Annotated in this window: 14 protein-coding genes; 6 read left to right on the forward strand and 8 right to left on the reverse strand. The window is 70.8% G+C overall.

Annotated elements, in window-relative coordinates; translation table 11 throughout:
* Positions 1 to 73: 73 nt before the first annotated feature.
* From DQ384_RS15685 to wecB, 4 genes are all read right to left on the reverse strand, one after another.
* Positions 74 to 1624, reverse strand: coding sequence for an MDR family MFS transporter (locus DQ384_RS15685; RefSeq protein ID WP_220182976.1), 1551 nt, complete (start codon positions 1622 to 1624; stop codon positions 74 to 76).
* Positions 1625 to 1877: 253 nt separating this feature from the next.
* Positions 1878 to 2954: a glycoside hydrolase family 19 protein gene (locus tag DQ384_RS15690; RefSeq protein ID WP_114029562.1), complete on the reverse strand. Its 1077-nt coding sequence runs from the start codon at positions 2952 to 2954 to the stop codon at positions 1878 to 1880.
* Positions 2955 to 3213: 259 nt separating this feature from the next.
* Positions 3214 to 5292, reverse strand: a complete 2079-nt coding sequence (locus tag DQ384_RS15695) for a glycosyltransferase family protein (protein WP_114029563.1) — start codon at positions 5290 to 5292, stop codon at positions 3214 to 3216.
* A gap of 134 nt (positions 5293 to 5426) precedes the next feature.
* Positions 5427 to 6563: a non-hydrolyzing UDP-N-acetylglucosamine 2-epimerase gene (gene wecB, locus DQ384_RS15700; protein WP_114029564.1), complete on the reverse strand. Its 1137-nt coding sequence runs from the start codon at positions 6561 to 6563 to the stop codon at positions 5427 to 5429.
* A gap of 76 nt (positions 6564 to 6639) precedes the next feature.
* On the opposite strand from wecB, the gene DQ384_RS15705 reads away from it, so the two are divergent.
* The 6 genes from DQ384_RS15705 to hisC all read left to right on the forward strand — a co-directional run bounded on the left by DQ384_RS15705 (position 6640) and on the right by hisC (position 14645).
* Positions 6640 to 8301 carry a glycosyltransferase family 4 protein gene (locus DQ384_RS15705; protein ID WP_114029565.1) on the forward strand — a complete coding sequence of 554 codons (1662 nt, stop codon included), beginning with the start codon at positions 6640 to 6642 and terminating at the stop codon, positions 8299 to 8301.
* A gap of 129 nt (positions 8302 to 8430) precedes the next feature.
* Positions 8431 to 9696 carry a nucleotide sugar dehydrogenase gene (locus tag DQ384_RS15710; protein WP_114029566.1) on the forward strand — a complete coding sequence of 422 codons (1266 nt, stop codon included), beginning with the start codon at positions 8431 to 8433 and terminating at the stop codon, positions 9694 to 9696.
* Between the two features lie 18 nt (positions 9697 to 9714).
* Positions 9715 to 10809: a glycosyltransferase gene (locus DQ384_RS15715; protein WP_181871235.1), complete on the forward strand. Its 1095-nt coding sequence runs from the start codon at positions 9715 to 9717 to the stop codon at positions 10807 to 10809.
* 46 nt (positions 10810 to 10855) lie between these two features.
* Positions 10856 to 12676, forward strand: a complete 1821-nt coding sequence (locus DQ384_RS15720) for a DUF4434 domain-containing protein (protein ID WP_114029568.1) — start codon at positions 10856 to 10858, stop codon at positions 12674 to 12676.
* A gap of 39 nt (positions 12677 to 12715) precedes the next feature.
* Entirely contained in the window at positions 12716 to 13378 is a 663-nt protein-coding gene (locus DQ384_RS15725) for an NUDIX hydrolase (protein ID WP_114029569.1), read from the forward strand.
* A 208-nt stretch (positions 13379 to 13586) separates the two neighbouring features.
* Positions 13587 to 14645, forward strand: coding sequence for a histidinol-phosphate transaminase (gene hisC / locus DQ384_RS15730; protein WP_181871236.1), 1059 nt, complete (start codon positions 13587 to 13589; stop codon positions 14643 to 14645).
* Here hisC and DQ384_RS15735 read toward each other — a convergent pair.
* The 4 genes from DQ384_RS15735 to DQ384_RS15750 form a co-directional block, all read right to left on the reverse strand.
* Positions 14632 to 15549 carry an EamA family transporter gene (locus DQ384_RS15735; protein WP_245966510.1) on the reverse strand — a complete coding sequence of 306 codons (918 nt, stop codon included), beginning with the start codon at positions 15547 to 15549 and terminating at the stop codon, positions 14632 to 14634. The two genes, hisC and DQ384_RS15735, sit on opposite strands and share 14 nt — an antisense overlap.
* 614 nt (positions 15550 to 16163) lie before the next feature.
* Complete coding sequence (locus tag DQ384_RS15740; RefSeq protein ID WP_181871251.1) at positions 16164 to 17411, reverse strand: transcriptional regulator; 1248 nt, start codon at positions 17409 to 17411, stop codon at positions 16164 to 16166.
* 420 nt (positions 17412 to 17831) lie between these two features.
* Positions 17832 to 19103 carry a UDP-N-acetylglucosamine 1-carboxyvinyltransferase gene (gene murA, locus DQ384_RS15745; RefSeq protein ID WP_114029571.1) on the reverse strand — a complete coding sequence of 424 codons (1272 nt, stop codon included), beginning with the start codon at positions 19101 to 19103 and terminating at the stop codon, positions 17832 to 17834.
* A gap of 149 nt (positions 19104 to 19252) precedes the next feature.
* Positions 19253 to 20305 (reverse strand): hypothetical protein, encoded by a 1053-nt coding sequence (locus DQ384_RS15750; RefSeq protein ID WP_114029572.1) that lies wholly within the window; start codon positions 20303 to 20305, stop codon positions 19253 to 19255.
* Positions 20306 to 20360 lie beyond the last annotated feature (55 nt).

A 20360-nucleotide genomic window follows, 5' to 3' on the forward strand; every position in this document is an offset into this window, starting at 1 on the left:
CAACGGTTCTCAGTAGACCGTCCAAGCCTCTGAACTGCTGATTTGCGGCCATCCGATCCAGCTCTGCCACTTCTCAGTTGCTCTCAGTAGAAGCTGTGCCTCGTCGGTCGAACGTGAGTTGTTCGGTGTGGCGGGGCATGAGGAGGAGGGCGCCGAGGCCGAGGACGGCGACCACGGTGACGGCGAGGAAGACGTGGTGGGAGGCGTCGTACAGGGCCTGGCGGATGTAGGTCGCCGCGGCCGACTGGGCGCCCGAGCCCTGGCTGCCGAGGACGAGCGCGGTCGCGTCCAGGCTCCTCGGCATCTGGCCCGCGAGGGCGGCCGGCGGGTGGGCGAGCCGGCCGTCCAGGGTGGAGTTGGAGATCGCTCCGAGGACGGCCGCGCCGACCGCGCTGCCGATGGACCGGCAGAACATGTTGGTCGCGGTGACGACGCCGCGCCGTTCCCAGCCGACGACCGACTGGACGGCGACGATCGACGGGCTGGACATGAGCCCGAGGCCGGCGCCGACGACGAAACACGCCGCGGCGACCTGCCACAGCGGCGCGTGGGCGCCGAGGAACGCGCACATCACCGCGCCCGCCAGGGCGAGTCCGCCGCCGATGAGGGCCGTGTCGCGGAAGCCGATGCGCATGTACAGGCGTCCGGAGAAGGTGGCGGCGAGGGGCCAGCCGACGGTGAGCGCGGCCACCGCGAAGCCCGCGAGCAGCGCGCCGGTGCCGAGGACGCCCTGGGCGAACGTCGGCACGTACGAGGTTAGGCCGATCATGAGCGCGCCGATGGTCAGACCCACCATGTTGCCGCCGATGAGGACGCGGCGGCGGAACACCCACAGCGGCAGGATCGGCTCGGCCGCCCTGCGTTCCACCAGCAGGAACGCGACGATGAGGACGGCACCGGCCGCGAAGATGAGCAGGCTGGGAACCGAGGCCCAGGCCCAGGCGACGCCGCCTTCGAGCAGGCCGAGGATCAGCAGGGAGGATCCGGCGGTGAGAAGGGTGGCGCCGAGGTAGTCGATGCGGTGGGTGCTGCGCTCGACGCGCTCCTTGAAGCGGGTGGCCAGCGCCCAGACGGCGATGGCGCCGAGCGGCAGGTTGATGAAGAAGATCCAGCGCCAGTTCACGTACTCGGAGAAGACCCCGCCGAGGGTCGGGCCGATCACCGCGGAGACGCCCCAGACGCTGGCCACGTACCCCTGGACGCGGGCGCGTTCCTCGACCGAGTACAGGTCGCCGACCATGGTGATGCTCATCGGCTGGACGGCCCCGGCGCCGATGCCCTGCAACGCGCGGAACACGATGAGCGCCGGCATGCTCCACGCGAACCCGCACAGCACGGATCCGAGGAGGAACGCGGCGATGCCGAAGAACATGACGGGCTTGCGCCCGAAGATGTCGGCGAGCTTGCCGTACAGCGGCACCGTGACGGCCTGCGTGAGCAGATAGATCGAGAACAGCCAGGGGAACTGGGAGAACCCGCCGAGGTCGCTGACCACGGAAGGGACGGCGGTGGCGATGATCGTGCTGTCGAGCGCGACGAGCGCCGTGCACAGCATGATGGCCGCGAGGACCGGACCGCGCTCGGACCTGAGCCCGACGCCCTGGGATGTCGTCGTTGTCGTCACGTGGAAAAGTGCTCCTCACCGTTCGGCGCCGACATCGGGGTGGGCTCGTCCTCACGTTCCTGAGGTCCCTCCGGATACCTCGAACCGTCACTACGCCCAGTACATTCCCATCTGTCCTGAGTATCACTATCTGTGAGGGCTGGGGAGCGGACGGCAGGGGGCGGCGGGGCGGGCAAGGAGCGGGCGCGTGCGGGGAACACAAGGAAGGGTGCGGCCGCTGGGCCGCACCCTTCCTGTCATGGAGCGTCCGAGATCAGCAGCTCAGGTTGTTGCCGGGGGCCACGCCGAGGATCTGGGTGAACCTCGTGTAGGCGTTGACCCGGCTCTGGACCTGGGCGGGGTTCCTGCCGTTGCACTCCAGCGAGCCGTTGATGCTACGGATCGTCTCGCCGAAGCCGGCGCCGTTGACCATCGCGTTGTGCGGGGTCATCGTGCCGGGGCCGTTCTGCGTCATCCAGTACCAGATGCCGGTCTTCCAGGCGATGGAGGCGTCGTTCTGCACCAGGTAGGGGTTGCGCAGCAGGTCGATGCCGAGCGCGTCGCCCGCGGCCTTGTAGTTGAAGTTCCAGCTCAGCTGGATCGGGCCGCGGCCGTAGTACGCGGCCTGACCGGCGGGGCAGCCGTAGGGCTGGCTCGCGTCGCAGTAGTGCGGGTAGTTCGCCGTGTTCTGCTCGACGATGTAGACCAGCCCGCCGGTCTCGTGGTTGACGTTGGCCAGGAACGCCGCCGCCTCCTGCTTGCGGACCGTGTCGCTGCCGGTCTTGGCGAACGCCGGATAGGCGCCGAGCGCCGTGACGAGGCCGTTGTAGGTGTAGAACGGGTTCCGGCTCGGGAACATCTGGTTGAACTGCGCCTCGCTGACCACGAAGCCGCCGGAGCCGGGGGGCGGGGTCGGCGTCGGGCCGCCGGTGCAGGTGTACGGCGACCAGTACCACGTGCTGATCGTCGGGTCGTAGCCCGGGTTGTCATGGGTGGCCTGGTAGTACAGCCCGTTGGTGTACTTCACGATGTCGCCGGTGACGTAGTTGCGGCCCGCCACCCAGTTCGGGTAGTTGCACGACCCGCCGGGCGGGGGATTGCCGCCGCCTCCCGTGCAGGTGCCCTGGTCGGCCCAGACGTCGGCGTTGCCGGGCGTCTCGTTCTGCGTCCACCACTTGGCCTGCCAGTTGTGGCTGTTGTAGGACGCGGTCATCCCGCCGGTGTAGACCTGGGAGGACGACCAGGGGGTGGCGCACGCCGCCGCGGACGCCGGCGACATCGGCAGGATTACCGCCAGTGCCCCCGCCACCGCCAGCGCGACGAGGGTCGCCATGAAGCGCAGTCTCGACACTTGATCACTCCTTGGCGCGGTTCCGTGATTCCGCGCTTGTTGAGACAGGACTGATCCCGGTCACGACCCCCCATGCCTCTCATCGAGGCATCAGTCGCAGGACTGAGGCAAATCAACCGGATCCCCTGACAATCGTCAAGATCTGGCGAAGCCACTTGCCAGTTAACTTTCTTAACAATTCGCCCGGCGGAAAACTTTCGGGCACGCCTGAGCGGCCGCCTCGCGCGAGCGGGACGGCCGTGATCGGGAACGGGATCGGTCAGATCATCACATGCGCGTCGGGGTGGCCGACGAAGCAGAACTGGGCGTTTCTGGTGAGTTTGTAGTCCTGCGCCTTCCACGTGTGGGCGGAGGCGTCGGCGCCGCGCATGTAGACGAAGTTGAAGCGGTCGGCCGAGTAGATGCGGACGCCGTCCTCCTTGAGGCGGCGGACGAGCCGCGTGTCCTCGCCCGCGTTGACCGCCTCGAAGGCGTACGTCCGCATCAGTTCGGCCGTGGCAAGGATCGTGGCCCCCTGCACCAGATGGGCGTAGCGGTGCTCCAGGCCGGGCAGGCGCATCACGGTCGTGTTGGTCGCGGGGAAGTAGGTGTAATGGGCGCCCTTGCCGACCATCTCGGCGTCGGCGTAGTCGAAGGCCCGCAGCAGGTCCGACAGGTAGTGCGGGCCGTACAGGTTGTCGTCGTCCATCTTGGCGACGTAGTCGCCCTCGGCCTGGGCGACGCCGACGTTGAGCACCTCGCCGAGGGTGAGCGCGGGGGCGGCGGTGAGCACCTTGACGGCGGGCACCCCGGCGGCCAGCGCCTTGTCGCGGACGACGGCGGGGTCGATGTCGAGGCCGTGCAGGACGAGGATCAGCTCCAGGTCCCGGTGGTGCTGCCGGGCGACCTGGGCGATGGCGTGCTCGATCTGGCCCGCGCGGTTGGTGGGCAGCACGACCGAGACGCTCTTGGTCCGTACGGGCACGGGACGGCCGAGCGCGGCGAGGATCTGGTCGACGCGGTGGCTGAAGAGGTGCTTGTCGAAGACCTCGCGCATGGCGAGGTGAGCCTGCCGGGCGCGCAGCTCCGGGCTGTTGATCAGGTAGAGGGCCTGGTTGTAGGCCTCCTCCTGGGTGTGCGCGATCGGGATCAGCGTGCCGAAGGTCTCCTCGATGGCGCGCGACCAGCCGGACAGCACGCTGGTGGAGCAGGCGGACAGCTCGAAGACCCGCCGCGCGCACATGGTGGGCGAGTCGATCACCGAGTTGACGTTCAGGAAGACCTTGTACATCTTGTACGCGGCCAGCATCTGCTCGTACGGCAGCTCGCCGACGATGTGCGGGCGGTACTCGGCGGGCCAGGCGTACTTGTCCCCGGCCTCGTCGTTGCGGGCGAAGATGTGCAGGCCGAGCTCGCGCGTCGGCGCGATGACGGTCTCCATCTGCTCGCGCCGCTCGGGGTGCTTGTCGCGGAAGTACATGCCCGCGAACACGACGTCGTACGGGCGGCCCTGCTTGGTCTGGACGGGGTTGTGCACGCGCGGCTGGGCGGCGAACTGCAGCACGTCCACCCGGTCATGTCCCAATATTTCGCGATACTTCGACAGCATGTCGCCGTCGCACGTGTACACGAGGTCGAACAGCTTCGCCGTGTCGATGAAGAAGTCGAAGTTCGGCGGGTCCTCCTTGTTCCAGAAGACCGTGGGGATGCCCTGCTCACGGCACCAGTCCACCAGGTCGCGCAGCTCCTGCTTGGGCGCGTTCGTCCCGGTCATCTGGTAGCGCCAGCGCCCCTGGTTGCCGTGCCAGGCGGACTCGCAGAACAGGATGTCCGGCCGCTTCTCGGCGAAGATCTCGGGCCAGTCCTTGAGGCCGAACTCGATCTGGTCCCATTCGTACTTGAACGCCATCCGGGAGAAGTCGTCCAGGATGACGGCGACCTTCAGGTCCGGACGGCTGATCGGGCCGTCGGGCCAGGCGAGGTTCGGGATCTTCACCTCGGGGGCGTGCGCGAGCGCGGCGTCGATGACGGCGCTGCTCGCGGTGACCGTCGCGGGCGGTTTGGGGGCCTTCTTGGGCTTCAGGGCCTTGGACAGGTCGCTCGGCAGGCGCACGAGCCTGGACGGGCGCTTGGCGCCGGCGAGGGCGGTGCTCACCCGGTACGGGCGCTGCGCCTTGGTGGCCGAGAGCTGCCACTGGGCGTACTCGGCGCGCGCCTCGGCCGTGGCGAGCCTGCGCTCCAGGTCGCGGATGCGCTCCTCGTACCGTTCGACGACCTTGCGCTCCTCGGGGAGCCAGTTCGCCGCCCCGAGACGCTGGAAACGCGGCTCGTCCGGGTTTACCTGGTCACTCTCGGCCATGGCTGGACTTGCCCCCTATATCCGAACTCCGCGAGCACCCCGGGCCGGCGCCACCGTGGACGAGTCGCCCGGGAATGTCCGATCGTACGACGTCCGCCGCATGAAAATGGTTGACTCCGGCAGAACGCCGCAGATCAGGACGTGGCAGGCGGAACGCCCTGGGACGCGGGCGCGAGGTTGTCGCCGCGCAGCCACGCCTCGATGACCCGCGCGATCCGCGGCCCCGCGGCCCCGTCCCACAGCGGCGGCAGCTCCCCGCTCGGGGTGGCCGCGCCGTCGGCCAGCGCCTTGGACGCCTCGGCGGGCAGCGTGGCCGGGGTGACCAGGCGGTTGGTGCCGTGCGTGATCGTGATCGGCCGCTCGGTGTTCGCCCGGACGGTCAGGCACGGGACGCCCAGCATGGTCGTCTCCTCCTGCACGCCGCCGGAGTCGGTCACGACGAGCGCCGCGCCGCGCACGAGCGACAGGAAGTCGACATAGCCGAGCGGGTCGATGATCGAGAGGTTGTCGCCGGTCACCAGGCCCGCCTCGGCCAGGCGCGTGCGCCCGCGCGGATGCAGCGGCACGACGATCGGCACCTGCTCGCCGACCGCGAGCACGGCCTCGACCAGCTCGCGCGCCGACTCGGGGTCGTCGACGTTGGCCGGGCGGTGCAGCGTGGCGACCGCGTAGCGCTCGGGCAGGCCGAGCCGCGCCTTCACCGGCTCGGGGTCGAGCTTGGGCAGCGCCGAGAACAGGCTGTCGATCATCGGGTTTCCGACGAGGTGCACCTTGCTCGCGGGCACGCCCTCGTTCGCCAGGTGGGACAGCCCGTCCGGGCTGGTCACCAGCAGGATGTCGGCGAGCGCGTCGGTTACGACCCGGTTGACCTCCTCCGGCATCTCGCGGTCGAAGGACCGCAGGCCCGCCTCGACGTGCGCCGTCGGGACGTGCAGCTTCGCGCACACCAGGATCGCCGCCAGCGTGGAGTTCACGTCGCCGTACACCACGACCAGGTCGGGCACGTGCCGCTCGACGACCTCCTCCAGGCCGGTGAGCAGGGACGCCGTCTGGCGCGCGTGGCTCCCGGAGCCGACGGCGAGGTTGGCGATCGGCTCGGGCAGCCCGAGGTCGGCGAAGAAGACGTCCGACATCAGGGCGTCGTAGTGCTGCCCGGTGTGGACGATCGCCTGCCGGATGCCGAGGTCGGCGAGGCCGCGCACGACGGGGGCCGCTTTCACGAAGTTGGGACGAGCGCCCAGCACATGCAGAACGAGGGGATTTTCCCTCATTGACCTCGCCTTTCAGCCGGATACCGGTCAACTAAGCCTCAGGTGGGCTAAGCGTTGCCTATGGTACGGTCACGGCGTGGTTTCCGAGGCCAGCCGGCCTGAGAAGGTGTCCCCGAAGTCGGCTCGTGCCGGTCTGAGCGGGTTCCTCAAGGGCTTCGTCCAGCATCCGGTGATCGTCTCCCGCGTTCTCGTCACCAGGGTCAAATCCGACCCTATGCGTGTGGCGCAGGCCGCGGCGGACGCGATGCCGCCCCGCCTTCGTCCCGCCGTCGGGCGGGTCGCCTGGCCGGTGGCGCGCGTCGTCAAGGTCACGGCCCGCAAGATCGCCCGCCGCATGGCGGACGGTCCGCTGGAGGCGGCCAAGGTCGAGTTCGAGCGCGGGCGGATGACCAAGGCGATCGAGGTCCTTGGACCGCACGCCCGCTGGCCGTTCATCCGCCGCAGGATCGCCTACTACGAGGGCGAGAAGGGCGCGATCGGCCCCAACCCGATCCCGCCGAAGTCCAAGGTGATCGTCGGCGAGCGCGTCGAGGGCCGGGTGCTGCACTGCGTCACCAACGCGCTGCCCTACACCCAGGCCGGATACACCGTCCGCACCCACCGCATCGTCACCGCGCAGCGCGCCGCCGGGCTCGACCCGCACGTCGTGACGAGCTGGGGCTGGCCCATGCTCCAGGGCCACGCCGACGCCGAGCCGTACGAGGAGATCGACGGCGTCCCCTACCACCGGCTGCTGCCGAGCGGCGAGGTGCCGTTCGAGAGCCGCGGCCGCATGATCCGCGGCGCCGGCGAGGTGACCGAACTGGTCAGGACGCTGCGCCCGCAGGTGCTGCACGCCGCGACCGACCACCGCAACGGCTCGGTGGCGCTGGCCGCGCGCGAGCGCACCGGCACGCCGTTCGTGTACGAGGTGCGCGGGTTCCTGGAGGAGACCTGGGCCTCGCGCGACGCGGCGAGGATCGGCAGCGAGCGCCACCTGCTCCAGCGCGACCGCGAGGCGCACCTCATGCGCTCGGCCGACGCGGTGGTGACGCTCGCCGAGACGATGGCGGCCGAGATCGTCGAGCGCGGCGTCCCCCGGGAGCGGATCTTCCTGGCCCCGAACGCCGTGGACGACACGCTTCTCACCGCCGACTACGACGGCGAGGCGTTCCGCGCCGCGTACGGCATCAAGCCGGGCGAGGTCGTCGCCGGATCGGTGTCCAGCATCGTCGGATACGAGGGCTTCGCGACGCTCCTGTCGGCCGCCGCGCTGCTGCGCGAGGCCGGCACCCCGGTGCGCGTGCTCATCGTCGGCGACGGCGCCGAGCGGCCCGCGCTGCTCGCGCAGGTCGAGAAGCTCGGCCTCGGCGACCTGGCGATCCTGCCCGGCCGGGTCGGCCCGGAGGAGGCGCTCCAGGCGCAGGCGGCCATCGACATCTTCGTCTGCCCCCGCGACGACCTGCGCGTGACGCGGCTGGTGACCCCGCTGAAGCCGGTGGAGGCCATGGCCCTCGGCAAGCCGGTCGTGCTCAGCGACCTGCCGGCGCTCTCGGAGCTGGTCGGGTCGGACGGCGCGGGCATGCTGGTCGCGCCCGGCGATCCGTCCCAGCTCGCCAAGGCCCTGGCCGGGCTGCGGGACGACCCCGCGCGCCGCGCCGAGATGGGCGAGGCGGGCCGCGCGGAGGTCGCCGCCAAGCGGACGTGGGGCCGGGTCGCGGAGATGTACCGAGGCCTTTACGCGTCGCTGGCCCGGTGACCTTCTCACCATGAAGACCCGGATAGCAGTGCTTCCTTACGCGTTCAATGGCATTAGACGTGATCTGCGCAGAGTTGAGATAGCCTTTGCCACCATGCAGCGTTGTTTCGGACTTCCTCAGGGTGCGTCGTGAGCGGATACGATCTCGCGGTCATCGGCCTGGGATACGTCGGGATGCCGTTGGCCAAGGAGGCCTCGGCAGCCGGCCTGCGCGTCGTCGGCCTGGACGTCGACCAGCGCAAGGTCGACGCCCTGACCGCCGGTCACTCCTACATCGATGACCTGAGCGACCACGACCTGGACTCCATGCTGGCGGCCGGCTTCACGGCCACGCTGGACCAGGCGGTGCTCGCGGCCAGCGACACCATCGTGATCTGCGTCCCGACCCCCCTGGACGAGGACCACCGGCCGGACCTGTCGGCCGTGCGCGGCGCTGTCGAGTCCGTGGGCCGTTACCTCCAGCGGGGCACGCTGGTCGTGCTGGAGTCGACCACCTACCCCGGCACCACCGACGAGGTCGTCCGTCCCATCCTGGAGGACGCCTCCGGGCTGACCGCCGGGGTGGACTTCCACCTCGCCTTCTCGCCGGAGCGCATCGACCCGGGCAACGCCAAGTACGGCCTGCGCAACACGCCGAAGGTCGTCGGCGGGTACACCCCCGAGTGCCGCGATCGCGCCTCCGCGTTCTACGCGCGGTTCATCGAGCAGGTCGTGACGGTGAGCGGCACCCGCGAGGCCGAGATGGCCAAGCTGCTGGAGAACACCTACCGGCACGTCAACATCGCCCTCGTCAACGAGATGGCGATCTTCTGCGACGAGCTGGGCGTGAACCTCTGGGAGTCCATCGAGGCGGCGGCCACCAAGCCGTTCGGCTTCCAGAAGTTCCTGCCGGGACCGGGCGTCGGCGGGCACTGCATCCCGGTCGACCCGTCCTACCTCTCGCACGCCGTGCGCAAGCTGGGCTACCCGTTCCGGTTCGTCGAGCTGGCGCAGGAGATCAACGAGCGCATGCCGCAGTACGTCGTGGCCCGTGTCACGCGCCTGCTGAATCGTGCCAGGAAGGCGGTGAACGGCTCCACGGTCCTGCTGCTGGGCGTGACGTACAAGCCGGACATCGCCGACGAGCGCGAGACCCCGGCCGTCCCCATCGCCCGGGTGTTCCGCGAGCTCGGCGCCGAGCTGGTCTTCGCCGACCCCCACGTGAAGCGGTGGACGGTCGACGGTACCGAGGTGCCGCGCGTGGACGATCTGGCGGAGGCGGTGGCGAGCGCGGACGTGACCGTGCTCCTGCAGCAGCACTCCGCGTTCGACCTGGAAATGGTGGAGAAACGAGCGCTGCTACTTCTCGACACCCGGGGCGTCCTCTCCGAGGGCGATCGCGTCGAGCGGCTCTGACGAGCGGAGGGTCGACGCGTGCACGTGCTTGTCATGACGGTGGTCCACCATCCGGAGGACGCCCGCATTCTGCATAGGCAGATCCGGGCGCTCGTGGACGCCGGTCATGAAGTCACGTACGCGGCCCCCTACACGGCGCGCGGCGTCATGCCGCGGTCGTGGGTGACGGGGGTTGATCTGCCGCGGGCGGCCGAGCGCAAGCGGCTGACGGCCGTGCGGGCCGCGCGCAAGCTGTTCAAGAGCCTGCGCCGGCAGGTGGACCTGGTGCTCATCCACGACCCCGAGCTGATGCTGGCGGTCGCGGGCGTGCGCCGCCGCCCGCCGGTGGTGTGGGACGTCCACGAGGACACCCCCGCCACGTTGTCGCTGAAGCCGTGGCTGCCGTCGTTCCTGCGCCCCCCGGTGCGCTTCCTCGCCCGGCTGCTGGAGGGGACCGCCGAGCGTCATCTGCACCTGCTGCTGGCCGAGACCGCCTACGCGGGGCGCTTCCGCCAGGCCCACCTGGTGGTGCCGAACGAGACGTGGGTGCCCGACCACGTCAGCGAGCCGTCGGACGACCGCGTCGTCTATCTCGGCTGGCTGTCGGAGGCGCGGGGCGTCCGCGAGGCGGTCGAGGTGGGGCGGATGCTCCAGGAGCACCGCGTCGCCGTCGAGCTCATCGGGTACGCCGACCCGCAGAGCCGGCCGATCCTGAACCAGGCCGTGGCCGAGGGCGTGCTGGAGTGGCGTGACTTCATGCCCAACGACGAGGCGCTGAAGCGGCTCGACGGCGCGCTGGCCGGTCTTTCCCTGCTGCACGACGAGCCCAACTACCGCCACTCCATGCCGACGAAGATCGTCGAGTACATGGCGCACGGCATCCCCGTGATCACCACGCCGTCCCCGCGGGCCGTCGAGCTGGTGGAGCGTTACCAGAGCGGGGTGGTCGTGCCCTGGCGCGACCCGCAGGCGGTCGTACGGGCGGTGCTGCACCTGCGCAACGACCCGGCCGCGCGCCGGGCCGCGGGCGCCCGCGGGTACGCCGCCGCCCGCGCCAACCACCACTGGCCGAACTCGGCCCGCAGGTTCGTCAACCAGCTCGAATCCTGGGCAGGCGTGACCCCGTCACGGTGACGATCTTTTATCAGGGCCACATTAAAGAAACGGTAATGTCCTGAAGGTGCGCGGCCTCCTCATGCTCCTGGGAGCGGTTCTGCTGACGGTCGTCGCGGCACTGGTCCTCGTCCTCCCCGACTCCGACCTGGACGGCCCGCGAACCGGTTCACGGACCGCCGCGACGACGCCCGGCACGCCCGAGGCGACGAGCCCGACCCCGTCGACCAGCGTGTTCAGTGACCCCTGCGGCACGTTCGACACCACGACCCCGACCCCGTACGCCGTCACCGGTTACTGGCTGGTCCCCACCTCCGACCACTGCACCTGGCGCAGCCAGCTCCAGGCCATCCACCGCGTCGGCGGCGACACCGTCGTGCGTCTGGGCTTCGGGCTTCAGCCGCGCGCCGTGGACCAGGACGGCCGCGTGCTGGACGCCGCCGGTTCCGCGCCCGACCCGCGCTACGCGCCCTGCGTGGAGAACGGCATGACGTGCGTGCAGGCCGCCGAGTCCGCGCTCAAGGCCGCCAACCCCGGCAACCGCATCACCTGGACCTACGTCTACCGGACCGACGAGGCGTTCGGCCCCGGGCTGTTCCGCTGCCCGCAGATGGAGCACACGATCACGATCGGCAAGGACGTGTACTACCGCGTCATCGCCCCCGACGACGGCTCCGACGACCCGACGTGCGACTTCAGCACCAAGGGGCGCGGCTACCACCTGATCCTCGTCGAGGGGGCCGCGCAGGACAGCCTGACCGAGATCCTGGACCTCGCCGACCGCTTCGCGATGAAGGTCTACCCGGCGCTGCCCGTGGCCCCGCGCGACCGCCTGGAGACCACCCGCGCCGACCCCCGGCACATCGGGACGCTCACCACCCTGACCCGCCGCATCCTCCAGGACTACGGCGACCGCTTCCAGAACCGCGACTCGCTCGGCGGGGTCTACCAGCCCTTCGAGCTCCAGCTCAGGGACTGGCCCGACCCGTCCAAGGTGCCGACCCTGCGGGTGTACGCCGAGCAGCACGACATCGTCCAGCAGGAGCTGCCCGGCAAGCAGATCCTCGTCAGCCCGTACCTCGACGCGCGCAAGGGCAAGAACTTCACCTCGACCCCGGAGCAGGTCAAACAGGGCTTCAAGGCGCTGGCGCGCACGGGCGTCGGCATCGTCGCCCCGCAGGACAGCCGGGGCACCGGCAAGGTGGGCCTGTTCTGGCCCGGCGGCAGGGCCCAGCCCGTGGACGAGCGCCTCAGACCGGTCGTCGGCAACGTCTCGTACGGGGACGCGTACTACGGCTCCACGCGGGACTACTACCGCGCGATGGCGGAGGCGCTGGCCGAGCTGCGCACCGAGGGGCAGGACGTCCAGCTCTGGGCCAACGTCGAGGCGTTCGAGCCCGCAGGCGACGGCGCCTGCGAGGCGGGGGGCAAGCGGGGCGTCACGGACAAGGAGCGCCTGGACGCGGCGGTCGCCTTCGCGGGCCCGTACGTGTCGAAGATCATCTCGTACAAGTGGAGCAGCTTCTTCACCTGCGGGTCGCCGACGCTGGCCGAGCAGGTGGCGCAGGACTGGGACCGGCCGATCCCGATCCAGGCCGTTCCGGGGTCGCGGGGCATCCAGAACGGCATCGAGGTGCGCGGCTACAACCTCGCCCGCGGCACGGTCACGCTGAGCTGGCCCGGCGCCGACGAGCCGCGCAGCGTGGACTCCGCCGCGGTCGGCTGGTCGGACACCACGCCCATTCCCGGCCTACCCGCCAGCGTGCAACGGCTGTGGGTGCCGGTCGACTGGGAGGCGGTCCCCTCCGGCGCGTGGATCCGCGTCGACGTGACCTCCGAGGACGGGCGGCGCGGCAACGCCCCGATCTACCTCAACCGCGGCACGTGACGGCCTGTGGACCGGCCGTCTCGGTGTAACGTGCGTGCCATGGTCCCGCGCATACCCGTCAGCGTGGATCTCGTCGTCCTCACCGTGCGCGGCCAGCAGCTCAGCGCGCTCGTGTGGCGGCGCGATCGCCCTCCGTACCAAGGGTGCTGGGCGCTGTCGGGCGGGTTCATCCAGTTGGAGGAGGACCTGCCGGCCGCCGCCGCCCGCGTGCTCGCCGAGCGCGCCGGGCTGCCCGGGGCGCCCGTCCACCTCGAACAGCTCCGCACCTACGGCTACCCCGACCGCGACCCCCGTCAGCGCGTCGTCAGCGTCGCCTACCTGGGGCTCGCTCCCGACCTGCCCGCGCCGACCGAGGCGCACATGAGCTGGCAGCCGGTGTCCTCGCTGGACACCATGGCCTTCGACCACCGCCGCATCATGCTCGACGGCATCGAGCGCGCCGGGGCCAAGCTGGAGTACACCTCGCTGGGCGCGGCGTTCTGCCCGGAGGAGTTCACGGTGGCCGACCTGCGCCGGGTGTACGAGATCGTGTGGGGGCGCTCCCTGGACCCGCGCAACTTCCACCGCAAGGTCACCAAGGCGGACGGGTTCCTGCTGCCCACGGGGCGTACGACGACGCGGGACGGCGGCCGGCCCGCGATGCTTTACCGCCGGGGGCCCGCCGAGCTGCTGCACCCGCCGATGCTGCGCCTGGCGGGCTAGGGCGCCCGGGAGCCGTTCGGTCCACCCGGGCCGGCGTCCAGGGCCGGTCCGGTCCAGGCGGGCCGGGGCGTCCGGGGGGGACGGTCAGGTAAGGTCCGGGCCGCCGGGGTGTCCGGGGGCCGGTCCGGACCGGGCGGTCGGGGCGTCGGTGGGGCCGTCCGCGTGTCTCGGTCGACGTCCGGTTCCCGGCGCGTCGTAGGGTAATGCCATGCCGCGTTTCCGCCCGATTCTTGATGACTTGCCCGCCTACCGGGCGGGGAAGGCCGTGGTGTCCGCCGACGGCCGGTCGTTCAAGCTGTCGTCCAACGAGTCCCCGTACGACCCGCTGCCCTCCGTGGTCGAGGCCATCGCCGCCGCCGCGCGCGAGGTCCACCGTTACCCCGACCCGGCGTGCGCGCGGCTGACCGAGGCCCTGGCCGGGCGGTTCGGCGTGCCGCGGGAGCACGTCGCGCTCGGGGCCGGGTCCGTCACGGTCGCCCAGCAGCTGTTCGAGACGGTGAGCGACCCCGAGGCCGAGGTGATCTACGCCTGGCGCTCTTTCGAGGCGTACCCGCTGCTCGCCGACCTCGCGGGCGTGACCTCCGTCCGGGTGCCGCTGGCCGACGAGACCCACGACCTGAAGGCGTTCGCCGAAGCGATCACCCCGCGCACGCGCATGATCTTCGTGTGCAACCCGAACAACCCGACCGGCACGGTCAACCGCGCGGCCGAGCTCGTCGAGTTCCTGGACAGGGTGCCCGAGGACGTGCTGGTCGTGCTGGACGAGGCCTACCGCGAGTACGTTCGCGACGCCGACGTCCCCGACGGGCTCGGCCTGTACGCCGACCGGCCGAACGTCGCCGTCCTGCGCACCTTCTCCAAGGCGTACGGCCTGGCGGGGCTGCGGGTGGGCTACCTGATCGCGCAGGAGCCGATCGCCTCGGCGGTGCGCAAGACGATGGTGCCGTTCGCGGTCAACAGCATCGCCCAGGCCGCCGCGGTCGCCTCCCTGGCCGCCGAGGACGAGCTGCTCGAACGGGTCGAGACGGTCGTCAAGGAGCGCACGCGGGTCCGCGAGGCGCTGCTCGGCCAGGGCTGGCCGGTGCCGCCCACCGAGGCCAACTTCGTGTGGCTGCGCCTCGGCGAGCGCACGGCCGAGTTCGCCGAGCACTGCGCGGTCGACGGCGTGGCCGTCCGCCCGCTCGGAGAGGGCTGCCGCGTGTCCATCGGGTCGCCCGAGGCCAACGACGCCTTCCTCGCCGCCGCCGAGCGGTTCAGGAAGGGCTGAGCTCCGCCTCGCCCGCCGGCGCGTCGCGCACGGCGCGCCGGCCGCGGCGTTCGGTCGAGACCACCAGGGCCACGCCGAGGACGATCACGACCCCGGCGGCGACCATCTGTGCCGTCACGTCCTCGCCCAGCACGATCACGCCCAGCAGGACGGCCACGACCGGGTTGACGTAGGCGTAGGTCGACGCCAGCGAGATCGGCGCGTTGCCGAGCAGCCACACGTACGAGGTGAAGCCGACCAGCGAGCCGACGAGGATCAGGTAGACCAGCGCGACCAGCGAGCCCGTGCTGATCGCCTCCACGTGCGGGCGCTCGCCCAGCAGGGGGCCGATGACGAGCATCGCGAGGCCGCCGGCGGTCATCTCGACCGCGCTGGCCGCGAACGGGTCCCTGGGCATGCGGACGCGGCCGGACAGGAACGAGCCGACCGACCACGCCAGCGCGCCGCAGAGGATGATCACGACGCCGGCGACGCTGCCGTCCCCGCCGCCGGTCAGCGAGAGCCCGGCCACGCCGCAGAAGCCGACGAGCACACCGGCCACCGTGAGTGCCTGCGGGCGGTCGCGGGCCAGCACGCGGAAGACGACCAGCCACAGCGGCACGGAGGCCACCAGAAGCGCGGCCAGGCCCGAGGAGATGTACTGCTCGGCGAGCGACACCATGCCATTGCCCGCCGTGAGGAGGAGGACGCCCACGACGCAGGCGCCGAGGAACTCCGCGCGGGTCATGCGGAACACCGCGCGTCCCCGGCGGAGCGTCAGGACGGAGGCGAGCACGAGTGCGGCCACGAGGAAGCGGACGCCGCCGCTGAGCATCGGGGGAATGGTCTCGATGGTGATCCGGATGCCGAGATAGGTCGAACCCCAGACGACGTAGACGATCGCCAGAGCGGCCCAGACTCTCATGTCACGAGTGTTCTGCCCCATGGCTCATGACAATATCGGTCGGGTCTGTACTGTTTCGCGCGGGTTTCGGACTATGAGATTCGAGGGTTGTCGCTACTACCACAGGTTTGTCCACACGGTGTGGATAACCGGCCCGAAGAAGGCGCCCCGACATCACATTTCCGCATCTGGGCCGGGTCGGCGGCGGACGTCCGTCACGGTACGAGTTGTCCACAGGCTGTGGATATCCCGCCCATCCGGCACCGCCCGGCCCCCCATGGCAGGTCAGCGACCAATACCGTCCACACGTTCGAACCACAGACCGAAATTGCCCGCAGCGGGCCGTCACTGCCCGGTCGGCGCGCGACGAAAGATCATCACCCCGAGACCGGCCCGACCCGCCGTGCCCAAGGCGCGGCCATGAACAGAGTTCGGGGCGCGGCGGTGTTTCCGAAGCTGTTGCGGGCAAGGGTGAGGAACGACCCCTTGCCCGCAACAGCGGAAGAACGCCGACTCCAAGGCGCCCCGAACCCGCCGAGCCGGAGGCTCGGCCATAGACACGGCCCCGAACCGCCGAGCGGAGCGAGGTTATAGGCACGGGTTACCCGCCCCACACGGGTCACCCGTTCGAAACGCTACCGCGGACCCAGCTTCTCCACGATGAGCCGGTAGAGCTGGCGCGGACGCCCCGGCTGCGGTGTTCGATTCGGCGGTAGCGGCCACGCGAGTCCCTCGTCAACCAGCGTGCGCAGCAGTCGCCGGGCCGTGCGGGGAGTCACTCCGAGCATGCGCCCGGCGCTCTCCGCGTCCACGATCGTGTCGCCGCCCTCAAGCTTGGCGGCCAGCCGTGCGAGCACCTCCACGCCCTTCGGCCTGCCCTGGCCGGGTGCCTGAGGAGGCATCCGGGGAGCGGGCACCAGCGTGCGGCCCTCCCTGTCCACCGCGAAGCCCTGAGGCTGCTTCCCCGCCTGTGTACGGGCCAGGGCGGCCCTCGCGTGGGTCTCCGCGTCGTGGGTGGTACGGCCCATGCCCACGCCCACCTCGACCGCCAGGCCGAGCTCGTCGCGGATGCGCGCGGCGAAGGGCAGAATGCGGAAGCCGTCGGTGGCGGCGGCCATGGAGCCGCGCGTCGCCGTGACCAGGTAGCTGTGATCGTCGATTGCCCATACGGCGGCGTTCATCCTGTTGGCCTCCTGCACCAGAAGCCGGTGCAGGGAGAGCCTCAGCTCGTCACGCCAGTACCTGGGTGCGGCCCGCCGTACGGGCTCGCGTAACGTCGGCACCTCGATCAGCACGACCGTGAGCTGGGATTCCTCCAGCCTGTGGTGCGCGCCGAGCAGCGCCGCGGTGTGCAGCGCCGAGCGGATCGCCGCCGAGGTCGGCCGCACGCGTACCGTCGGCACGCCCGCCGCCGTCAGCCGGTCGGCCACCGCGGGCAGGCACGTGAGCGCCCCAGTGGTGCTCCCCTGCCTGATCAGGCGCTCGTGGTAGGCCGCGACCGTTCCCGTCGCCCCGGGCTCCTCCCGGGTCTGCACGCCCGCCGTCGGCAGGCCGAGGTCGGCGTACGCCTCCTCGACGTCCGACCGGCTGAGCAGGTCGACGCTTATCCTGCGCGGGTCGATGCGTTCGTCCAGCGCCGCCCGCGCGAGCGCCGCCGTGAGCGCCGGGCCGCCCAGTTGCACGTACGTCGCGGGGATCGTCAGGACCCCCGAACGCCTCGCCAGCTCGTACGGCACCGGGCTCGCGAACAAGCACGCGTCCACCCCCGGCCCGAGCCGGACCACCTTGTCCGCGGCCTCCTGTTCGTCTCGGTACGCCGCGGCGACGAGCCGGCTGGGAACCGGTGCCGCCGCATGACCCATCAACATCACTCGCTCGACCAGATCGTGGGGTCCCACCACCCCGATCGTGAGGTCCGGGGCCGACGCGCCCACGCGCGACCCCCGAGGAGTTTCTTCGGCCCTCTCGACCAATGTTCGTCCCATCCCGCCATACCTCTGCTCGAGGCCACCCCGCCGCACGGTGGCGTGAACCGACGTTCCGGTCCCGTTCGCGTTCGGCATGGCGACCTCCAATCCACTGGTCGATTCCGCCGCGCGGGGGCCGCCGGGCGGGCCGCCATCAGGCGATCCAGGGCGTTCCCGGCGCGGGTTCTTCTCCCATCCGGTCTAGTCCTCTTTGGAACGATCGCTCGCCAAGGCACTAATGTCACGCCCGGATTTGCCGGAATGCGACCCAGCCATGCCGACAAGGTATGGATGAGATGGTCATAAGAACAGGTCAGAGGCGGTTTACGGGCTCAGTCACGAGCTAGAGGAAATTTCTCTTACCACATCTCCACCCAGGGCCTTCATACGCGCCGCGAGGTCGTGGTGGCCCCGGTCGATGAGATATCCAGGGGAGACGACGGTCTCGCCGGACGCCGCGAGACCGGCGAGCACGAGCGCGATTCCGGAACGCAGATCGTGCGCGGTCACATCTGTTCCGGTCAGTGCCGTGGGGCCGTGGACGACCGCCCGGCTTCCGTCGATCTCGATGCGCGCCCCCATCTTGTTGAGCTCGCCCGCGAGCGCGAACCGCCCGTCGAAGATTCGCTCGTGGATGTAGCTCGCGCCGTCGGCCAGCGAGGCCACCGTCATGATGGGCGACTGCAGGTCGGTCGCGAAGCCGGGGTAGGTGTCGGTGATCACGTTGATCGGCCGCAGCGGACGGTCGCGCCGCACGTGGAGCACCGCGCCGTCGGTCGCGAACTCGACGCCCATCTGCTCCAGCTTCCAGCGCACGACGCCCAGGTGCTCCAGCGACGCGCCGACGAGGTTCACCTCGCCGCCCGTGATGGCCGCCGCCATCGCGAACACCCCGGCGTCCAGCCGGTCCGGCATGACCCGGTGCTCGACCGCCGTGAGCTCGTCCACCCCCTCGACGGTGATGAAGCCGGTGCCGCCGCCGCCGATGCGCGCGCCCATCTTGGTCAGCATGTCGATGACGTCGAGGACCTCCGGCTCCAGCGCGGCGTTCTCGATGATCGTCGTTCCCTTGGCCAGGGCCGCCGCCATGATGAGGTTCTCGGTGCCCGTGTGCGAGGGCGTGTCGAGGTACAGCGGCGCGCCGGTCAGCCCGGCCGCCTTGACGTGGATGACGCTCTCGCCCTCGTCCACCATCGCGCCGAGCCGCTTGTACCCGAGGTAGTGGAAGTCCAGGTTCCGGCTGCCGAGGTTGCAGCCGCCGACGCCCTCGATGAGCGCCTCGCCGAGGCGGTGCAGCAGCGCCGGGACGAACAGGACGGACCCGCGGAACCGCCGGGCGATCTCGGCGGGCAGCACGGGGCTGGTCAGACGCGAGGCGTCGATGACCAGCGTGCGCTCCGCCTCGTGGAGCTCCACCTTCGCGCCCACGGCCTCCGCCAGCTCGACGGCGCGCCGGACGTCTTCGATGATCGGCACATTGCGCAGGACTGTGCGGCCTTCGGAGGCGAGCAGAGCCGCACCGATCATCGGGAGCACGGCGTTCTTGGCTCCCTGGATGAAGGCGGTTCCGCGCAGGGCGTTGCCACCGCGCACGCGGTAACGAACCATATGATGTGGCTCCTTGAAATCATGGAATCGGTGGAGATACGCGCCTGAACTGCCCGACGGCGGCGAAGTTATCCGCCCACATTAGCCGTTTGCGGATGCCGGCCCGGCCCGTTTCCCCTCACTGCGCCGCCCGCGGAACCGGGCGTCGCTCACCGTGCCGGCCGGACCGCGGCGCCCGCCGGGGAGTCCGGGGAAGCGGCGCTGAGCAGCGTGTTCGCGCGCTGGTCGACGATACGCGTGACGACCTGCTGCGCGTAGCCGAACACCACGGCCCACACCAGGATCGACGTCTGGGAGCTCAGCCCGGAGAATCCCGGCACGAACCCGGAGTTGAGGATGAGCAGGCCCGCGATCGCGGTGGCGACGCCCGCCGGAGCCTTCAGCAGGTTCTGCGCGACGGCGAGCGAGTAACGCGTGGACAGCTCCGAACGCGTGGACAGGCTCGCGGCCGTGGCCAGCGCGGCGCCCAGCATGCCGACGAGCGCGACCAGCGGCACGTCCCCGTGGGACGGCGCGCCGTTGCCGCTCGGGCACACCTGGCTGCCGCCCACGCCGAGGGTGGCGAGCAGGGTGCGGTTCCCGCACATCGGGACCGCCGACGGCCACACCGCGCCGACGGCGACCAGCCCGGCCACGATGACCGTCAGCGCCGCCACGCCGCCGAGCAGCATGTTGCGGAAGCTGCGCACCCGGCCGCTCTCGATCGCCGCGGTCGCGTACGCCGCGCGCAGCACCGACTGCAGCAGCGAGCGGTCGGTCTCGGCGATGTCGCCCGCGGCGAGGCGTGCCGCGAGCTGGGTGATGCGCGCGTCGTCCGCCGGCAGGTACGCGCGGCCGACGGCGAGCACCTCGGGCGCCCTCGGGTTCAGCTCCCGCTCCGGGAGCATGCCGAACAGCATGATGGTCGCGCCGTACAGGTTCGCCCACGCCCCCTCGATGGCCTGACCGGTCAGCCAGCGCCGCCAGCCCTGGCGCTCCCGGATGTACTCGCGGGCGATGCCGAGCTGGCGCATGATCGAGGCGTGCAGCGCGGCCATGGCCGGGTCGCCCGGCCGGGCCGCGAGACAGCGGTCGGCGTCGGCCTGCACCTCCTCGGCGCGCGAGGCGATGGCCACCCGCCACACGCCCGGCCAGCGCAGCGCCTCACGGTCGCCGGGAACCTCCGGCGTCTCGTTCTCCCGCACCGCCGGCTCGGCAGTCATACGCGCGCTCCTTCCGGATTCGCCCCTTTCCGGATCATCGCCCGTGGCGGGCGTC

Origin of the sequence: Sphaerisporangium album (assembly GCF_003323745.1) — a bacterium.
Classification (GTDB): Bacteria; Actinomycetota; Actinomycetes; order Streptosporangiales; family Streptosporangiaceae; genus Sphaerisporangium; species Sphaerisporangium album.